The following is a 15725-nucleotide window of genomic DNA, read 5'->3' as shown; positions in this document are numbered from 1 at the left end:
ACCAGGCAGGACGAAGGGCCGGCCGGACACGTCGTTCCGGCCGGCCCTTCGCTGCGTCTCAATCCTCCTTCGCCGCCCCCGCCACCGCGCCCGCGACGGCGTCCACCACGCCGTCGTCGAAGACCGTGGGCACGATGCGCTGCGGGGTGAGGTCGTCGGCGACGACGTCGGCGAGAGCGCGGGCCGCGGCGAGGAGCATGCGGCTGGTGACGCGGGGCGCGCCGGAGTCCAGCAGGCCGCGGAAGACGCCCGGGAACACCAGCACGTTGTTGATCTGGTTCGGGTGGTCGCTGCGGCCGGTCGCCACGATCTCCGCGTGTTTGCCCGCGAGGTCCGGGTCGATCTCGGGGTCCGGGTTGGCCAGCGCGAACACGATCGCGCGCTCGGCCATCGCGGCGATGTCGTCTTCGCCGAGCAGGCCGCCGGCGCTGACGCCGATGAAGACGTCGGCGCCGGAGAGCGCGTCGCGCAGGCTGCCCTCGACGGCGCTGTCGCGGTTGGTGTTCTCGGCGAGCCAGCGCTTCTCGCCGACGAGGTCGCGGCCGGGGTGCAGCACGCCTTGGCTGTCGCAGACGGCGATGCGCTCGTAGCCGGCCTCGCGCAGCAGCCGGGCCGTGGCGCTGCCCGCCGCGCCCGCGCCGGAGATCACCACGGACGTGCCGGCGGGCTCGCGGTCGGTCAGCTTCATCGCGTTGTGCAGCGCGGCGAGCACGACGACCGCGGTGCCGTGCTGGTCGTCGTGGAAGACGGGGATGTCGAGCTCGTCGTGCAGGCGGCGCTCGACGGTGAAACACCTCGGCGCGGCGATGTCCTCGAGGTTGATCGCCCCGAACGAGGTCGCGAGGTCCTTCACGGTGCGCACCAGGTCGTCCGGGTCCCGGCTGACCGGGCAGATCGGCCACGCGTCGACGTCGGCGAACCGCTTCAGCAGCGCCGCCTTGCCCTCCATCACGGGCAGCGCGGCGGCCGGGCCGCGGTCGCCGAGGCCGAGCAGCGCCGAACCGTCGGACACGATTGCGACCGAGTTGGCCTTCACGGTCTCGCGCATCAACGCGGACGGGTCGTCGGCCACCCGCTCGGCCACCTCGGCGACCCCGGGCGTGTACTCCTTCGCCAGGTCCTCGGGTCCGTCGAGGCGGACCCTGGTCGAGATCTCCACTTTTCCACGGCTACAGCTCATGCCGGCCGGATACCCCGTGCGGCCACCGGGAAATCTGCCGGCTTTTCACCGGCGGCTACTCCCGCAGAGCCGGCAACAGCTCCTTCTCCGCGAAAGCCAGGAACTCCTCCTGCCGGTCGCCACCGATCTGGATCAACGCCAGATCCGTGAACCCCGAGTCCGCGAACTGCCGCACCGCTTCCCGAATCGGCCCGACCTCCGGACCACACGGAATCCCCGCGGCCACGTCGTCCTGGCGCACGAACTGCGTCGCGCCGGCGAACCCGGCCGGCCCCGGCAGCTCCGAGTTGACCTTCCACCCACCGCTGAACCAGCGGAACTGGTCGTGCGCCCGCCGGACGGCCACGTCGCGATCCGGATCCCAGCACACGGGCAGCTGGGCGACCTTGCGCGTCGGCGGGCCGAGGCGGGTGGCGTCCCACTCGCCGCACAGCGCCGGGTCGGGCTCGACCGCGATCATCACGTCCGCCTGCGCCGCGAACCGGTGCACGGACTGCTTGCCGGACACGGCGATCCCGATCGGCACGCGCGTCGGCGAGAGGTCCCACAGCTTCGCGGAGTCCACCCGGAAGTGCTTGCCCTCGTAGTTGAACGACCCGCCGTCGAACAGACCGCCGATGATCTGCACGGCCTCGGCGAGCATGTCGTGGCGCACGTTCACCGGCGGCCAGCCCTGCCCGGCGACGTGCTCGTTGAGGTTCTCCCCCGCGCCGAGGCCGAGGGTGAACCGATCGTCGGACAGCAGCTGGATCGTCGCGGCCTTCTGCGCGACGACGGCCGGGTGGTACCGCATCGTCGGGCAGGTCACGAACGTCATCAGATCCACCCGTTCGGTCACCTGGCTCACGGCGCCGAGCACGCTCCAGGCGTACGGCGCGTGCCCCTGCTCCGCGAGCCAGGGCGAGTAGTGGTCGCTGCAGACCTCGAAGTCGAAGCCCGCCCGCTCCGCCCCGGCCGCGTGGGCGACCAGCTCCTTCGGCCCGGCCTGCTCGGTCATCAACGTGTAGCCGATGCGCATGCGGTGTCCCCCGCTCGGTCGCGTCGTGGCGAACCGCCTCCGGTCCACCCTTCCTGCGCCCGGGGTTGCCCGTTCCGCGCCGGGTGAAACCGGCCGCCCTCCCCGAAGCACGGAGACGAACCGGTACGACTGCGCGAACCAGTCCTACAGGCTGGAGAGGTGCTTGAGCGAGAAGTACGGGTCCTCCAGCCCCCACACGATCAGGGTGGGCACCCGGTAGACGAACTCCGAGGTGTCCTCCGGCGCGGGTGCGCCGCAGGGCGGACCCGGGTACCCCATTGTAGTAGCTGAGCATCCCGTGCATCGGCGACTCCGCCAGGTACGCCGCGATCCGCCCGCCAGACTGGATCCCGGATGGTGCGCACCACGTAGTCGATGTCCTTGTCCTCGCCCTCTTCGTAGGCGAGGCACGGAATCGTGTACTCGGGCTCCTGCACACGATCCGTGACTGGGGTTCCTGGCACGCGCGCACCGACCCCGAGAACATCATGACGTTCCACCACAGCTGCGGTGCCGTGCTGCGGCCGGAAGTGTGCTGCGCGGAGTGCGGCGAAGCGCTCACCCCGGAAGGCGTCACCGGCGAACGCGATCTCCACCGCTCGGATCTCGCCGCGCCGCACGAACCGCCTAGTCACCCTCGATCTCGCCGTCGCCCCGATCGCGCCGCCCTCTGGATCGCGCTTTCACCCGGTTCGCCGTCACCCGGCGTGGCGCGCTGCAGGGGCGATTCGCGGGGTGATCTGCGAAGCTGCCTTCCATGGCTTCCCGGACGAGTTCTCCCTGGTTGCGCTGGACGACGATCGCCCCGGCGGTCGCGGTGGTCGTGCTGGCGGCGACATGGGGGCGGGTGCTCGGGACGGTGCCGGTGATCATCGTCGCGGTGGTGCTGGCGGCCGCGGTGCTCGCGGCGGTGCACCACGCGGAGGTGGTGGCGCACCGCGTCGGCGAGCCGTTCGGGTCACTCGTGCTGGCGGTGGCCGTCACGGTGATCGAGGTGGCGCTCATCGTCACGCTCATGATCTCCGGTGGCCCGAAAACGGCTTCACTCGCACGCGACACGGTGTTCGCGGCCGTGATGATCACGTGCAACGGCATCCTCGGCCTGTCACTGCTGGTCGGCGCGTGGCGGCGCAAGACGACGGTGTTCAACGCCGAGGGCACCGGCTCCGCGCTGGCCACCGTCGCGACGCTCGCCACCCTGAGCCTCGTCCTGCCCACGTTCACGACTTCCCGCAGCGGCCCCGAGTTCTCCCCCGGGCAGCTGGGGTTCGCCGCCCTCGCGTCGCTGATCCTCTACGGGCTTTTCGTGGTCACGCAGACCGTGCGCCACCGTGACTTCTTCCTGCCGATCGACGACAAGGGCGCCGTGGTCGAAGAGGATTCCCACGCCAAGCCGACGACCACCCGCACCGCGCTGTTCAGTCTCGGCTTGCTGCTGGTGGCGCTCGTGGCGGTGGTCGGGCTGGCCAAAGTGGAGTCACCGGCAATCGAGGCCGGCGTGGCGGCGCTGGGGTTCCCGCAGTCGTTCGTCGGCGTGGTGATCGCGCTGCTCGTGCTCCTGCCCGAGACGCTCGCCGCCACCAACGCGGCGCGGCGCGATCGCATGCAGGTGAGCCTGAACCTCGCGCTGGGTTCGGCGATGGCCAGCATCGGGCTCACGATCCCGGCGATCGCGCTCGCGTCGATCTGGCTCAGCGGGCCGTTGCTGCTGGGCCTGGACCCCACGCAGATCGTGCTGCTGGTGATCACCGTCGTGGTCGGCGGCCTCACCGTGGTGCCGGGCCGCGCGACGCGGCTGCAGGGCGGCGTCCACCTCGTGCTGTTCGCGGCGTTCGTGTTCCTCGCCGCCAGTCCCTAGGCCACTGTCGAGCCGGGCCACGCTCGTTCGTCCTCGGGGTGCAAGGACCTCGTGGAAAGGACGGACGATGGACACTTTGGCGTTGTACCGGCAGGCGCAGGACGAGTTCGACGCGATGCTCGCCGTGGTGCCGGCCGAGCGCTGGGAAACGCGCTCGACGTGCCCCGAGTGGTCGGTGCGCGACCTCGCGGGCCACGCGGTCTGGGGCCAGCACCAGCTGCGCGCCTGGGCCACCGGCGAGGACTACGCCGACCGCTCCGGCGCACCGGGTTCGCCCCACCCCGCGCCGATCGCGGGCGACGACCCGCTCACGACCTGGCGGAAAGCCCGTGCTGCCTGCCTCGCGGCGCTGACCCCCGAGGCGCTGACGCGGAACACCACGATCCCAGGCCTCGGCGAAGTGCCGGTCGCCGCGGTGGTGAGCCTGCTGACCACCGATCTGGTGGCCCACGCGTGGGACATCGGCCACACGCTGGGCGCCGACGTGCGCCTCGACCCCGGCACGGTCACAGCCGCCTTCGACTGGGCCCGCGCGCACGCCGTGCGCGCCCCCGGCTTCTTCGGCCCGGAACTCACCCCGCCGCCCGGCTCCGACGACCAGACGCGGATGCTGGCTTTCCTCGGCCGGGCGGCCTGGGAGCCGGTCGCCGCGTGACGCCCGCCGGTGGGTGTGTCCGCTGTGGACACACCCACCGGCTCGCTCTCGGGGATTCTGGCGCATTTCGAGCCGGGTCGAAGAGCTGGCCGAGCCGTTCGGCAACCCGCTTGGCCAGCAGATCGAGTAGGCGGTGCACCGGCCCGCGCCGGGTCAATCCCCGAGCGCCTTCCGGCCGCGGTCGAACGCGGCCAGTGCCGCGCCGACCGCGGCCGCGACCGTGACCTCGAAGACCTCTTCCTCGGTGTGGCCCGCGGCCAGCAGCGCGGCGACGTCCGCATCGGTCACCCGGTAGGACGCCGTGCGGACGGTGTCGGCGTAGGTCTGCCACGGTTCGGCCACCGAATCGCCCGCGACGAGCGCCGCGCGCAGGGCCCGGTCGGTGCCGCCGCGCGCTTCGACCACCACGTGGCGGAGGTCTTCGACGACGTCGCCGTGGTCGGTCTTCGTGCCGCCGGAGAGCAGGAAGCCGGGGAAGCGGTACCCGAAGCGGTGCAGCGACCGGGTGCCGCTCTCCAGCTGGCCGTCGCGCAGCTCGAAGCCGAACGCGTTGGCCAGGCGGTTGACCACGTCCCACACCAGGTTCACGCGCAGCGCCTCCAGCACGGCCGGCGCGGGCACATCGGCGACCAGCGACGCGTCGGGCTCGCCGCCCGGCCGCGAAACGGTGTCGAGGAAGGCGCGGACCGCCCGCAGTTCCGGGCGGGCGGACGCCGGTTCGTCCGGGTCCAGGGCACCCTCGCCGGCGATGCGCGTGAGCTCCGCGTGGGTGACGATGCAGAACGGGCACTCGTGCAGCTTGGCCGTGCCCATCGCCAGGTACTCGCGTTCGCCGGCCGTCCAGAACGACGGGCCGCGCATGGCCGGCGCCGTGAGGTCCAGCAGCGCGCGGGTCATGAACTCCGGCCGGTACAGCAGCGTCCGCACGATGTCGGGACTGTCCACTCGGGACATCGCGGACGTGGCCGAGAGGAACAGCTTCGCGCGACGGCGGTGGCCGCGCTCCAGAATAGACAGTCTCACGGTGTCTCCCCAGGAGTGTGTGAGTCGAGGTCGAGCAGGCGGCGGGCGAGGAACCGCCGGTCCGCCGGCGTGTGGGCGAGCTCGTGGGCGCGCCGGTAGGCGGTGGCCGCTTCGGCGCGCCGGTCGAGGCGGCGCAGGAGGTCGGCGCGCGCGGCGTGCATCAGGTGGTACTGCTCGAGACCGTCGATGCGGTCGATCAGCGCGAGCCCGTCGGCCGGGCCCTGCGCCATGGCGACCGCCACGGCTTGGTTCAGTGCCACGACGGGCGAAGGCGTGAGCTCCAGCAGCCGTGTGTAGAGGCCCGCGATGCCCGCCCAGTCGGTGAGTTCGGCCGACGGCGCCTGCGCGTGCAGCGCGGCGATCGCAGCCTGCACCTGGTACGGCCCGGGCTCGCCGTGACGCAGCGCGCGGTCCAGCAGCCCGAGGGCTTCCGCGATCTCGCCGCGGTCCCACCGCGTCCGGTTCTGGTCTTCCAGCAGCACCACGTCACCTTCGTTGTCGTGCCGCGCCGCCGCGCGCGAATCGTGCAGCAGCAGCACGGCGACGAGGCCGAGTGCCTCCGGTTCGTCCGGCATCAGCGTGGCCACGAGCTTGGCGAGCCGGATCGCCTCCTGACGCAGCGCGGTGTGCTCGGGCGAGCCGGCCGCGGCGGTGTAGCCCTGGGTGAAAATCAGGTACACCACAGCGAGCACACCGGCGAGCCGTTCGGGCAGCAGATGATCAGGCGGAACTTCGAGCGTGATGCCGGCGTCGCGGATCTTGCGTTTGGCCCGGACCAGCCGCTGCGCCAGCGTGGCTTCGCCGATGAGGAAGGTCCGTGCGATCTGCCCGGCCGTCAGTCCGACCACGGCCTGCAGCGTCAGCACGACGCGCGCCGGCTCGGCGAGCGCCGGGTGGCAGCAGGTGAAGATCAGGCTCAGCCGTTCGTCGCCCACCTCGAGCAGGCGCCGATCGGAGAAGTCGGACATCGGCACCTCCTCCGGCTCGACCCCGATCACCGCGAGCTTCTCCCGGCCCAGGCGGGCGCGGCGCAGGCGGTCGATCGCGTTGTTGCGCGCCGCCGTGAGCAGCCACGCGACCGGGTCGTCGGGCACGGCAGCCCACTTGCGCAGGGCGAGTGCGCACGCCTCCTGCAACGCGTCCTCCGCGAGCTCGAAGTCGCCGAGCACGCGGATCAGCGCGGCGAGCATCCGCGCGCGGTCCGCGCGGTATACCCGCTCCACTGCGGCGGCGGCCGGCTCACTCAGCAGGGGCCGCCGCGTCGACCGGCGCGTGGCTCACACCCGGGATCCCGACGACCGGTCGTACTTCGATCGACCCTTCCTCCGCCATCGGGCACAGCGCGGCGAGCTCGAGGGCTTCGTCGAGGTTGCGGCAGTCGAACAGGTAGAACCCGCCGAGGTGCTCGTGGGTCTCCGCGAACGGGCCGTCGGTGATCAACGTGCGCCCGTCGCGCACGCTCACGGTCGTCGCCGTCGACTCCGGCTGCAGCGGCTTGCCCTCCACCCACACGCCGCGGCGCCGGCACTCGTCGGCGAACGCGTTCACCCGCGCCACCGCCTCTTCGAACCCGGGATCGCCCGGTTCGGGGCGTACACAGTTGTAGATCAGCAGCATGTACTGCACGTGTCCTCCGCCTCATCTGGTCCAGCTCGTCCGAAGAGGATGACGAACAGCCCGACCGTAACTCGACACGGCGCGGCGAGCGTGGCGAAAGTTTCTTCGGGCCGGGTCAGCCGAGCAGCGACGGGTGCGGCTCGGGAGGCGCGCCCAGCTCGTCGCGGCGGCTGACCGGGGCGGTGCCGTCCACGTCGGTGACCCCGAGCCGCGCGCCGAGCTCCGCGCCGATGAGCGTGCGGCCCGAGTAGGCCATCAGGTGGGGCGACGCGTAGAGCGCGGCGATCACGCGGCCGGTGAACTGCGGGGACTCGCGCGGAACGGCGGTCCGGGCCGCCGGCCGGAGCGTCGCGAGGTGGGCCTCGGCGCGTTCGGTGCGCAGGCCGCCCATCCAGATCGAGACGGCGGCGACGTGGTGGGGGCGCAGGTCCTTCGCCAGGTCCGCCGCCATCTTGTCCGCGCCCGCTTTCTGCGCGCCGTAGGCCGGGCCCTGGTGGTAGGAGACGGCGCCGTAGTGACCGGTGTGGACGATCAGACCGCGGCCGTTGGCCAGCAGCAGCGGCGCGGCGTGGTGGGCGGCGACGAAGTGCGAACGCAGGCCGACGGTGATCAGGTCGGCCGCCTCGATCGGGTTGGCCCAGAACCCGCCGGGCCGCATCGGCTCAGCGACCTTCGCGGCGTTGTTCACGAGGATGTCGAGCCGGCCGCGCTCTCGTGCGACGCGGGCGAACAGGGCGGCGACGGCCTCATCGTCGGCGTGGTCCACGACCACGGGCACGCCGGTGCCGCCGGCCTCGTCGATCAGGGCCGCGGTGTCGGCGACCGTGCCGCCGTGGGGCGAGTCGCCGGGTTTCGCGCTGCGGCCGGTGACATAGACCGTGGCGCCGGTCGCGCCCAGCGCCAGGGCGATGCCTTTGCCGGCGCCGCGGCTCGCGCCGGTGACCACGGCGATCACGGGAGCCATGGGATCTCCTCTCCATCCGGACATCGTGTCCGTTTCCTGCCACCGACGATATGGACACGACGTCCGGTTGTCACGGTGATAGCGGACACGGTGTCCGGATATACTCGGGACGTGACCAGTCCGGCCAAACGCCAGCGCGCCGATGCGCGCCGGAACTACGACGTGCTCCTCGAAGCCGCGAAGGACGTCTTCGCCCGCCTGGGCACGGACGCGCCGCTGGAGATCGTCGCGCAGGAGGCGGGAGTCGGGCGCGGCACGCTGTACCGGCATTTCCCGTCGCGTGAGCACGTGTTCGCCGCGATCATGCGCGACAGCGCGGAGCTGCTCGACGCGCGCGCTCGCGAACTGCTCGACGCGCCCGACGGCGCCACCCGGCTCCCGGAGTGGCTGCGGCTCTACGACCGGGCCGCCACCGAGTACCCGGGCATGAGCGGGCACGTCGGCGACGGGCTGGCCGACGACGGCTCCCCCGTCGCCGCCACGTGCGCTCCGATGAAGGCGAGCTTCGCCGCGTTGCTCGACCGCGCCCGCGCCGAGGGCCACGTGCGGCCCGACGTGACGGCGACGCAGGTGCTCACCCTCGTCGGCGCCCTGCCGAAGGACCCGGCGACGGGCCGCACCGCCGAGCCCTACCTCGACGTCGTCCTGGCAGGGCTTCGCATCACCACGTGACGGGCAGCTCGTACACGCCGTACACGGAACCGTTGTGCTTGAACGGAATCTCGTCCAGGTCGGCCGCGAGGGCGAGCGTGGGGACGCGCCAGTAGAGCGTGTTGTAGACGACCTGGAGCTCCACGCGCGCGAGCGGCTGCCCGAGGCATTGGTGCACGCCGAACCCGAACGCCACGTGCCGGCGCGAGTCCGGGCGGCGCACGTCGAGCCCGTCGGGGTCGGGGAACACGCTCTCGTCGCGGTTGGCGATGTCGTTGGCCATGATCAGGCCCTCGCCCGCGCGGATCGTCTCGCCGGCGATCTCGATGTCCTCGATCGCCACGCGGCGGCGGCCGTTGTGCGTGATCGTGAGGTAGCGCAGCAGTTCCTCGACCGCGCCGGCGATCACGGCCGGGTCGTCGGTCTCCCGGACCAGGGCGAGCTGGTCCGGGTGGCGCAGCAGGGTCAGCGTGCCGAGCGCGATCATGTTGGCCGTGGTCTCGTGGCCCGCGATCAGCAGCAGCACGCCCATCTGCGCGGCCTCGGCGCGCGTGAGCTCCCCGGCCTCGACGCGGTCGGCGAGCCCGGACAGCAGATCGTCCTGCCTGCGGGCGAGCTTCTCCCCCATGAGGTCGTCGAGGTACCCCAGCAGCGCGCGGTGCCCGGCAGTGCGTTCGGCCGGATCGGCGTCGCGCTTGATGATGACCTTGCTGTTGGTCTGGAAGAAGTCGTGGTCGCGGTAGGGCACGCCGAGCAGCTCGCAGATCACCAGCGAGGGCACCGGCAGCGCGAACGCCTCCACGAGGTCCACCGGGTTCGGCCCCGCGAGCATCGCGTCGAGCGAGTCGTCCACGATCTTCTGCACGGCCGGCCGCAGCGCCTCGATCCGTCGCACCGTGAACGGCGCCGTGACCATCCGGCGCAACCGCGCGTGCTCCGGGTTGTCCATCAGGATGAAACTGATGGACAACCCACCGGGCGGCAGCGGCGCGGGGCTCGGGTAACCCGGCCGCGTGATGTCCGCGCTCACCCGTGCGTCGGCGAGGAGCGCCCGCTGGTCCGCGTACCGCGTCACCAGCCACGGAGTGCTGCCGTCCCACAGCCGCACCCGCGCCAGCGGCCCCGCCTCCTGCAGCTCGCGCGCCCGCGGCGGCGGGTCGAACGGGCACCCGGCCGCCCGGGCCATCGGGAACTCGGGCACCTCGTCGGCGCCCGGGGTGGCCTGGTCCAGCGTGCTCGTCATGCGTCCTCCGCGGCGGGGTGGGCGTTTGTCGGTCTGAAGTGGACGGTGGTGGAGTGGCCGGCCGGGTGCGCTTGCCGCTTGCCCGCGTTGTCTCCGGCAGACGGGCGCGAGCGTCAGCGGGCATCGGTGGTGGGGGCGAGCCAGAGGCCGACGATGGCGTCGACGAGGCCCGTGCCGGCGCTGCACCAGTCGGGACGCGGGGTGGGGGCGGCTTCGGCGAGGGCGCGTTCGCGTTCGGCGCAGGTGTGGACCATCAGCAGGCGCGCCATGGCGTCGCGTTCGGCGCGGGCGGCGGGGGTCAGGTGGGGCAGACAGGTGTCGAGGCCGTGGAGGATGCGGTGCAGCGCCGGGGCGCTCAGCGCCTCCTCGATCATGATCCCGCGCAGTGCGGGGTCGGTCATGACCTGCGCGGCGAAGCGCGCGAACCACGTCGGGGCACGCAGGGCCGCCAGGTGGTCGGTGGCCGGCCGCACCAGGCACTCGACCCAGTCGCGCACGCCGGCGTCGCCGGGGACCCGCGCGACCATCCGCGTCCGGATCGCCTCGATGCCCTCGGCGTGCTTGTGGGCGATCGCGCGGACGAGGTCGGCTTTCGCGCCGAAGTGGTAGCCCACGGCGGCGTTGTTGCCCTGCCCCGCGGCCTCGCTGATCTGCCGGTTCGACACCGCGTACACGCCGTGCTCGGCGAACAGCCGCTCGGCCGTGGCGAGGATCCGCTCCCGCGTCGTCTCCGCGCGGATCGCCTTCCCGGTCACTCCGGCCACCGTTGCTCCTCCCCGCGTCGCACCTGCGGTTCGTGATCAGTCAACCGGACCTTCGCAAGTTAAGTCAAGCGCTTGAATTTAAACCAGGCTGCGCGGCACGTGGAACGGGGAGTCCTGCGGGGCACGCCGCGATGTCGTGGGTCGCCGCACCGAACAGCACCGCGGCCCGGTCGAAGCCGACCGTCGGGTAGGACCGCAGGAGCCACGTGGTCAGATCCCACGCCACGTCGTGCACCGCACGAGGTGAGCGGCCAATCGCGCAGGCGGCCAGTGAAGTCAGCAGCCGCGCGGCTTCCGGTGGCAGCGTCCGGACGGGTGGGTCGCCGCGTTCGGCCAGAGCGCGGTGACGCGCGTCGGTGGCCACGAAAACAGGGTAATCCGGGGCGCTGAAGCCGATTCCCAGCGGAGTAGCGTCACCGTGCGCGACAACCAGCACGACAGGGAGGATCCGGCGTGACGCCGATCGACGCCACCTTCAGCCTCGTCGACCACCACGGCGCGGCCGTGACCGAGCAGGACTACCGCGGCAAGTGGGTCACGGTCTTCTTCGGCTTCACCCACTGCCGCATGGTGTGCCCGCGGGCGCTCGGCCGCCTCACGGCCGCGCTGGACGAGCTGGGTCCGACGGCCGACAAGATCCAGCCGCTGTACATCACCGTCGACCCGGAGCGTGACAGTCCCGAGGTGATGCGCGCCTACCTCGAAGGCGACCACCCGCGTTTCACCGGCCTCACCGGCACGCCGGAGCAGATCGAGCGGGCCAAGCGCGCCTTCCGCGTTTTCGCGCGCCGCAAGGACGATCCCGGGGACCCCGACGGCTACGCGGTGCCGCACACCGCCATCACCTACGTGCTGGACCCCGAGGGCGCCTACGCGACGCACCTCACCGACGGCCTCGACGACAAGAAGTACACCGAACGGCTGCGCGAAGCCGTGGTCTGAAACGCTGAGACCAGTTGCCGGGGCCACCTCGTGAGCAGGCCCCGGCAACCGGAAGTCAGCTCAGCTTCGCCGGCACGTTGTACGCCTCCACCGACAGCCGCGGGGACTTCACGGACCGCCGCGGCGCGACCGTGACCGTGCGGGACTCCCCTGGCAGCAACCAGAAGTAGTTGTCGCCGTAGATCGTCGGCAGCACGCGGTCCTTGCCGTTGTTCTCGCGCAGCGACAGCCGCACCATCGCGGCCACGGTCTTGCCCGTGTTGCGGATAGTCGCGGTGTAACCGCCCTTGCCCGCCGAGCGAAGGCTCGTCGACAGCTGCGTGCGCCCCAGCTGGTTGAGCGCGCGCATCGCGGTGTCCGCCTGGTAGCGCCAGTACGTGTTCTCCGAGACGACGGCGCCGTGGGCATCCGTCATGGTCAGGCGCAGCAGGTGCAGCGCCGGCAGGTCCGCGCCGAACGGCACCGTGAACGCGGCCGTGCCCGAGATCGGGGCCACGTCGACCTTCTGCGTCTGCGCGGCGCCCAGCGGCTTGCCGTCGAGGCCGTGCAACTGCGCGGTGACGGTCATGCCGCTCAACGCGTTGGGCGTGTGGTTGATCGCCCGCACCTGCCAGGTCGTGAGGTCCGCCTGCACGTGCCGCGACTCGCAGCCCTTGCGGGAGCCGTAGTAGCTGCCGTTCACGTCGAGGTCGTAGTCGTAGGTCTGCCACACCGTGCTGTGCCAGGCCGGGTGCGACATCCACAGCAGCACGCCGGTGGCATCGTTCCACAGCTTCGAGTTCCACGCCTCGAAGATCGCGCGCATGCTCTCGAAGTTCACGAACTGCGCCTTGCGGCAGAACTCCGCCAGGCTCGACGAGGGCGCGAGCCGCGCGTCGATCGCCGCGAGGTAGGTCTGCGGCGACTGGTTGCCCTGCGTGGACCAGTCGTGCAGGAACCACGGCGCGCCGATCGGCCAGCCCGCGTCGCCGTCGCCGACGAGGTTGCGCATGCTCTCCACCACGGACACCGTCGGGATGCCGATCTCGCTCCAGAAGCCGGCCTTGCCGCCGGTCGCCTCACCCGTGAAGTACTGCTTCGGGTCGAGCCAGCGGTAGGGGCCGTCGCCGGTGATCACGCCGCCCGCGGAGTTGCTCTGGTACAGCAGGTCCGTGTTCTCCGTGACGATCGAGCGCAGCGCCTGGTCGATCACCGACGGCGGGCTGCCCTCGTTGCAGCCGAACCACACCGCGACCGACGGGTGGGAGCGGTAGCGCAGCACGGTGTCCTTGGCCTGGGCCAGGAAGATGTCGTGGTTGGCCGGGTCGGTGGAGAACCCGTCCCAGAACTCCGTCCACACGAGGATGCCGTAGCGGTCGCACGCCTCGAACAGCTCTTCGCGGTAGGACGAGCCGATCCAGTTGCGCAGCATGGTGAAGTTCATGTCGCGGTGCATCGCGACGACGTTGTCCACGCGCTCCGGCGGCATCCGGCGCAGCAGCTCGTCCCAGCCCCAGCTGCCGCCGCGGCAGAACACCTTGACGCCGTTGACGATGAACGTCAGCGGCTTCGGCGAGTTGTCCACGGCCAGCGCGTCGGTCCACGTCTCGCCGTCCTGCGACACCTGCACGCGGAACGTCATCGCGTACGAGTATTCCCAGTGCAGCGCCACCCGGTCGAAGGTGACCGGGCTGCCGAAGTCGACCTGCAGCCACTGGTTGTCGCTCCACGCCGAACCCCAGCGAGTGGTCCGGTCGCCGTCGACGGCGTGGTCCGGGGTCATGGTGGGGTTGTCGTCTTCCGTGGTCGACGCGGTGGCCGGCTTGCCGAGCGCGAGGTCGGTGTCCGGGTGCGCGCTGTCGAGCACCGACATCTCGTAGACCGAGAAACCCCAGCCGGCGGACCGCTTGTCGCACTGCAGCCGCAGGTAGCGGGCGGTTTGCGCCGGGAAGTCGACGGTCTGGTCCGCGGCCCCGTCGATGGGCGTCACCGGCTGGTCGTAGGTGTAGGTGATCTGGCGGATGCCGAACTTGAGGCTCTTGCGGTCGCTCACCGCGGAGCCGATGGCGGCGGTCACGGTGAGGTCGTGCAGGGTGGCGTCGCCGTAGCCGTTGGGCCACCACAGCTTCGGGTTCTTGATCCGCAGCTGACCGAACGCCGACGGCGCGAACACCGCCGCGCCCTCCTCACCCGGGGCGACGGTGACGGTGCTGGACACCGAGATGCCGTCGAACGCCGCGGTGACCTTCACGCGCTGGGCCACCGAACCGGCGTTGCGGACGGGGACCGTGATGGTCACCTCGGCGACGTCGGTCGCGGGCAGGTTCGGCAGCTTGGTGTCCACGCGGGCGTCGCCCACCACGATCGCGCCGGTCGAGCGCAGCCGGACGTGGTTCCAGATGCCGGACGCGCGGTCGCGCACCGCGGGCATCCAGTCCCAGCCGGACACCGCGACGAGCGTGGGCGAGTTGGCGAACATCGTGCCGCCCGCGTCCACGAAGGACTGGCCGGCCGGACCCTTGTCGCCGGGGCTGCCGGGGAACGGCATCGGCGCGATCTTCACCGCGACGTTCTGGTCGCCGGTGCGGCGCAGCGCGGCCGTGACGTCGAGAGCGGCGCGGCCGAACGGGTGCGCCAGGTTGCCGACGTGGGCGCCGTTGAGCCAGATGTCGGCCTCGTGGTTGACGCCGTCGAACTCGAGCCACACGTGCCGGCCTGAGGAGGTGTCGAGGCCACGCGGCACGGAGAACGTGCGGCGGTACCACCAGGAGTGCCGTGACAGGGCTTCCGGGATGTGCATGTTGCCCATGCCCTTGGCCGGGTCGGGCAGCTGGCCCTGCTCGACGAGCGAGCCGAGCACGGTGCCCGGCACCGACGCCGGCAGCCAGCCGCGCGTGTCGACCGAGTTGCCGGACAGGACGGCGCCGTCGGTGCTCGGCGCCCAGTCCTGCATGGTGAGGACCCAGCCTGACTCCAACGGCACGGAGCCGTCGGCGGCCACCGCCAGCGCCGGCGGGTTGTCGTGCCCGCGCACGGGGAACGACGTCCAGCCGCGCACGGCCGGGCGACTGTCGCGCGTAGCGCCGTAGACCTGAAACCCGTTGAGCCCCAACGGGTTCGTGGTCGAGCCGGCGGAGCTCGCGAGACGGACCCAGCGCGCGGTGACGGCCGGCTTCAACGGGATGGTCACCACACCGCCGGTGCCCTGCGCGGTGCTGTGGACGGTCCGCCAGGACTTGCCGTCCTGGGAGACGTCGAGGTCGAACACGGTGGCGTAGCTCGACTGGACCTCGGTGCCCTTCGTGTTGCTGCGCGAGGCGGTCGGGTCGAACGCCGGGTCCCCCGGGCGGGCCTCGAACGTGAGCACCACGGAATCGACCTGGCAGCGCCCCTGCAAGTCCACGATGATCCACTGCGAGCCGCCCGAGGCCGCGCGCCAGCCGGAGCCCTGCACGCCGACCTGCGCGAGGCCGTCGACCGCGAACTCGGCGGGGGTGGCCGCGTAGTCGGTGGAGGACACCTGCACGGGGCGGAACAGGGCCAGATCGGTCGAGCTGTGCCCGTCCGGCACCGCCGGGGACGTGGGCGCCGCCGAGGCTACGCCGGGCAGCACCGCCGTCAGGCCGAACCCGGCCAGCAACCCGGTACCGGCGGTCAGCACGCCCCGGCGCGACAGTGCCGAATCCGCGCCCGGCGCGCCGCTCTGGTCCAACGTCATGGGATCTCCCGCTCTCGAGGCAAATCCCGTCCACGTGACGCGGGGACCGCAGGCGTCGACGTCGACGGGTGACAACGTTGCCAGGAAGCTTCCCGGCCGTTCACCCGACCGTC

The 15725-nt window shown here is 71.8% G+C and carries 15 protein-coding genes; 4 read left to right on the top strand and 11 right to left on the bottom strand.

Going from position 1 to position 15725, the window contains the following annotated elements; genetic code table 11:
• Positions 1 to 58 precede the first annotated feature (58 nt).
• The 3 genes from QRX50_RS31125 to QRX50_RS31115 all read right to left on the bottom strand — a co-directional run bounded on the left by QRX50_RS31125 (position 59) and on the right by QRX50_RS31115 (position 2477).
• Complete coding sequence (locus tag QRX50_RS31125; protein ID WP_285966678.1) at positions 59 to 1180, bottom strand: NAD(P)-dependent malic enzyme; 1122 nt, start codon at positions 1178 to 1180, stop codon at positions 59 to 61.
• A gap of 55 nt (positions 1181 to 1235) precedes the next feature.
• Positions 1236 to 2198, bottom strand: coding sequence for a TIGR03557 family F420-dependent LLM class oxidoreductase (locus QRX50_RS31120; RefSeq protein WP_285966677.1), 963 nt, complete (start codon positions 2196 to 2198; stop codon positions 1236 to 1238).
• Positions 2199 to 2342: 144 nt separating this feature from the next.
• The gene (locus QRX50_RS31115; RefSeq protein WP_285966676.1) at positions 2343 to 2477 is read right to left on the bottom strand and encodes a hypothetical protein; all 135 of its coding nucleotides are present in this window, start codon (positions 2475 to 2477) and stop codon (positions 2343 to 2345) included.
• A 478-nt stretch (positions 2478 to 2955) separates the two neighbouring features.
• On the opposite strand from QRX50_RS31115, the gene QRX50_RS31110 reads away from it, so the two are divergent.
• Together QRX50_RS31110 and QRX50_RS31105 are read left to right on the top strand one after the other, a co-directional pair.
• Positions 2956 to 4056: a calcium:cation antiporter gene (locus tag QRX50_RS31110; RefSeq protein ID WP_285966675.1), complete on the top strand. Its 1101-nt coding sequence runs from the start codon at positions 2956 to 2958 to the stop codon at positions 4054 to 4056.
• 67 nt (positions 4057 to 4123) lie between these two features.
• Positions 4124 to 4711 (top strand): TIGR03086 family metal-binding protein, encoded by a 588-nt coding sequence (locus QRX50_RS31105; protein ID WP_285966674.1) that lies wholly within the window; start codon positions 4124 to 4126, stop codon positions 4709 to 4711.
• A 153-nt stretch (positions 4712 to 4864) separates the two neighbouring features.
• On the opposite strand, the gene QRX50_RS31100 is transcribed toward QRX50_RS31105, so the two are convergent.
• The 4 genes from QRX50_RS31100 to QRX50_RS31085 form a co-directional block, all read right to left on the bottom strand.
• Positions 4865 to 5734: a carboxymuconolactone decarboxylase family protein gene (locus QRX50_RS31100; protein WP_285966673.1), complete on the bottom strand. Its 870-nt coding sequence runs from the start codon at positions 5732 to 5734 to the stop codon at positions 4865 to 4867.
• Positions 5731 to 6924, bottom strand: a complete 1194-nt coding sequence (locus QRX50_RS31095) for an RNA polymerase sigma factor (protein WP_285974616.1) — start codon at positions 6922 to 6924, stop codon at positions 5731 to 5733. Before QRX50_RS31095 ends, QRX50_RS31100 begins: the two co-directional genes overlap by 4 nt.
• Before the next feature lie 49 nt (positions 6925 to 6973).
• Positions 6974 to 7360, bottom strand: coding sequence for a YciI family protein (locus tag QRX50_RS31090; protein WP_353074011.1), 387 nt, complete (start codon positions 7358 to 7360; stop codon positions 6974 to 6976).
• Positions 7361 to 7466: 106 nt separating this feature from the next.
• Positions 7467 to 8315, bottom strand: coding sequence for an SDR family NAD(P)-dependent oxidoreductase (locus tag QRX50_RS31085; protein WP_285966672.1), 849 nt, complete (start codon positions 8313 to 8315; stop codon positions 7467 to 7469).
• 111 nt (positions 8316 to 8426) lie between these two features.
• Between QRX50_RS31085 and QRX50_RS31080 the strand changes: the two genes are divergently transcribed.
• Positions 8427 to 8987 carry a TetR/AcrR family transcriptional regulator gene (locus QRX50_RS31080; protein WP_285966671.1) on the top strand — a complete coding sequence of 187 codons (561 nt, stop codon included), beginning with the start codon at positions 8427 to 8429 and terminating at the stop codon, positions 8985 to 8987.
• Here the strand turns inward: QRX50_RS31080 and QRX50_RS31075 are convergent.
• The 3 genes from QRX50_RS31075 to QRX50_RS31065 all read right to left on the bottom strand — a co-directional run bounded on the left by QRX50_RS31075 (position 8977) and on the right by QRX50_RS31065 (position 11337).
• Positions 8977 to 10209: a cytochrome P450 gene (locus tag QRX50_RS31075; RefSeq protein ID WP_285966670.1), complete on the bottom strand. Its 1233-nt coding sequence runs from the start codon at positions 10207 to 10209 to the stop codon at positions 8977 to 8979. The genes QRX50_RS31080 and QRX50_RS31075 overlap by 11 nt on opposite strands.
• Positions 10210 to 10322: 113 nt before the next feature.
• Positions 10323 to 10964 (bottom strand): TetR/AcrR family transcriptional regulator, encoded by a 642-nt coding sequence (locus QRX50_RS31070; RefSeq protein ID WP_285974614.1) that lies wholly within the window; start codon positions 10962 to 10964, stop codon positions 10323 to 10325.
• A 73-nt stretch (positions 10965 to 11037) separates the two neighbouring features.
• Positions 11038 to 11337 (bottom strand): hypothetical protein, encoded by a 300-nt coding sequence (locus tag QRX50_RS31065; protein WP_285966669.1) that lies wholly within the window; start codon positions 11335 to 11337, stop codon positions 11038 to 11040.
• Between the two features lie 89 nt (positions 11338 to 11426).
• Here QRX50_RS31065 and QRX50_RS31060 point away from each other — a divergent pair, with 89 nt between their 5' ends.
• Positions 11427 to 11915 (top strand): SCO family protein, encoded by a 489-nt coding sequence (locus QRX50_RS31060; RefSeq protein ID WP_285966668.1) that lies wholly within the window; start codon positions 11427 to 11429, stop codon positions 11913 to 11915.
• A 55-nt stretch (positions 11916 to 11970) separates the two neighbouring features.
• Here QRX50_RS31060 and QRX50_RS31055 read toward each other — a convergent pair whose 3' ends face one another.
• Complete coding sequence (locus QRX50_RS31055; protein WP_285966667.1) at positions 11971 to 15612, bottom strand: discoidin domain-containing protein; 3642 nt, start codon at positions 15610 to 15612, stop codon at positions 11971 to 11973.
• Positions 15613 to 15725: the final 113 nt, after the last annotated feature.

It is taken from the genome of Amycolatopsis sp. 2-15 (assembly GCF_030285625.1).
Classification (GTDB): Bacteria; Actinomycetota; Actinomycetes; order Mycobacteriales; family Pseudonocardiaceae; genus Amycolatopsis; species Amycolatopsis carbonis.
Note: the sequence above shows the minus strand (reverse complement) of the source record. Positions and strands in the feature narration are given on the sequence as shown.

Bases quoted from the DNA above. Each gene is read 5' to 3' on its own strand.
- QRX50_RS31125 (WP_285966678.1), bottom strand. From the start codon at position 1,180: ATGAGCTGTAGCCGTGGAAAAGTGGAGATCTCGACCAGGGTCCGCCTC.
- QRX50_RS31120 (WP_285966677.1), bottom strand. From the start codon at position 2,198: ATGCGCATCGGCTACACGTTGATGACCGAGCAGGCCGGGCCGAAGGAG.
- QRX50_RS31115 (WP_285966676.1), bottom strand. From the start codon at position 2,477: ATGGGGTACCCGGGTCCGCCCTGCGGCGCACCCGCGCCGGAGGACACC.
- QRX50_RS31110 (WP_285966675.1), top strand. From the start codon at position 2,956: ATGGCTTCCCGGACGAGTTCTCCCTGGTTGCGCTGGACGACGATCGCC.
- QRX50_RS31105 (WP_285966674.1), top strand. From the start codon at position 4,124: ATGGACACTTTGGCGTTGTACCGGCAGGCGCAGGACGAGTTCGACGCG.
- QRX50_RS31095 (WP_285974616.1), bottom strand. From the start codon at position 6,924: ATGCTCGCCGCGCTGATCCGCGTGCTCGGCGACTTCGAGCTCGCGGAG.
- QRX50_RS31085 (WP_285966672.1), bottom strand. From the start codon at position 8,315: ATGGCTCCCGTGATCGCCGTGGTCACCGGCGCGAGCCGCGGCGCCGGC.
- QRX50_RS31075 (WP_285966670.1), bottom strand. From the start codon at position 10,209: ATGACGAGCACGCTGGACCAGGCCACCCCGGGCGCCGACGAGGTGCCC.
- QRX50_RS31055 (WP_285966667.1), bottom strand. From the start codon at position 15,612: ATGACGTTGGACCAGAGCGGCGCGCCGGGCGCGGATTCGGCACTGTCG.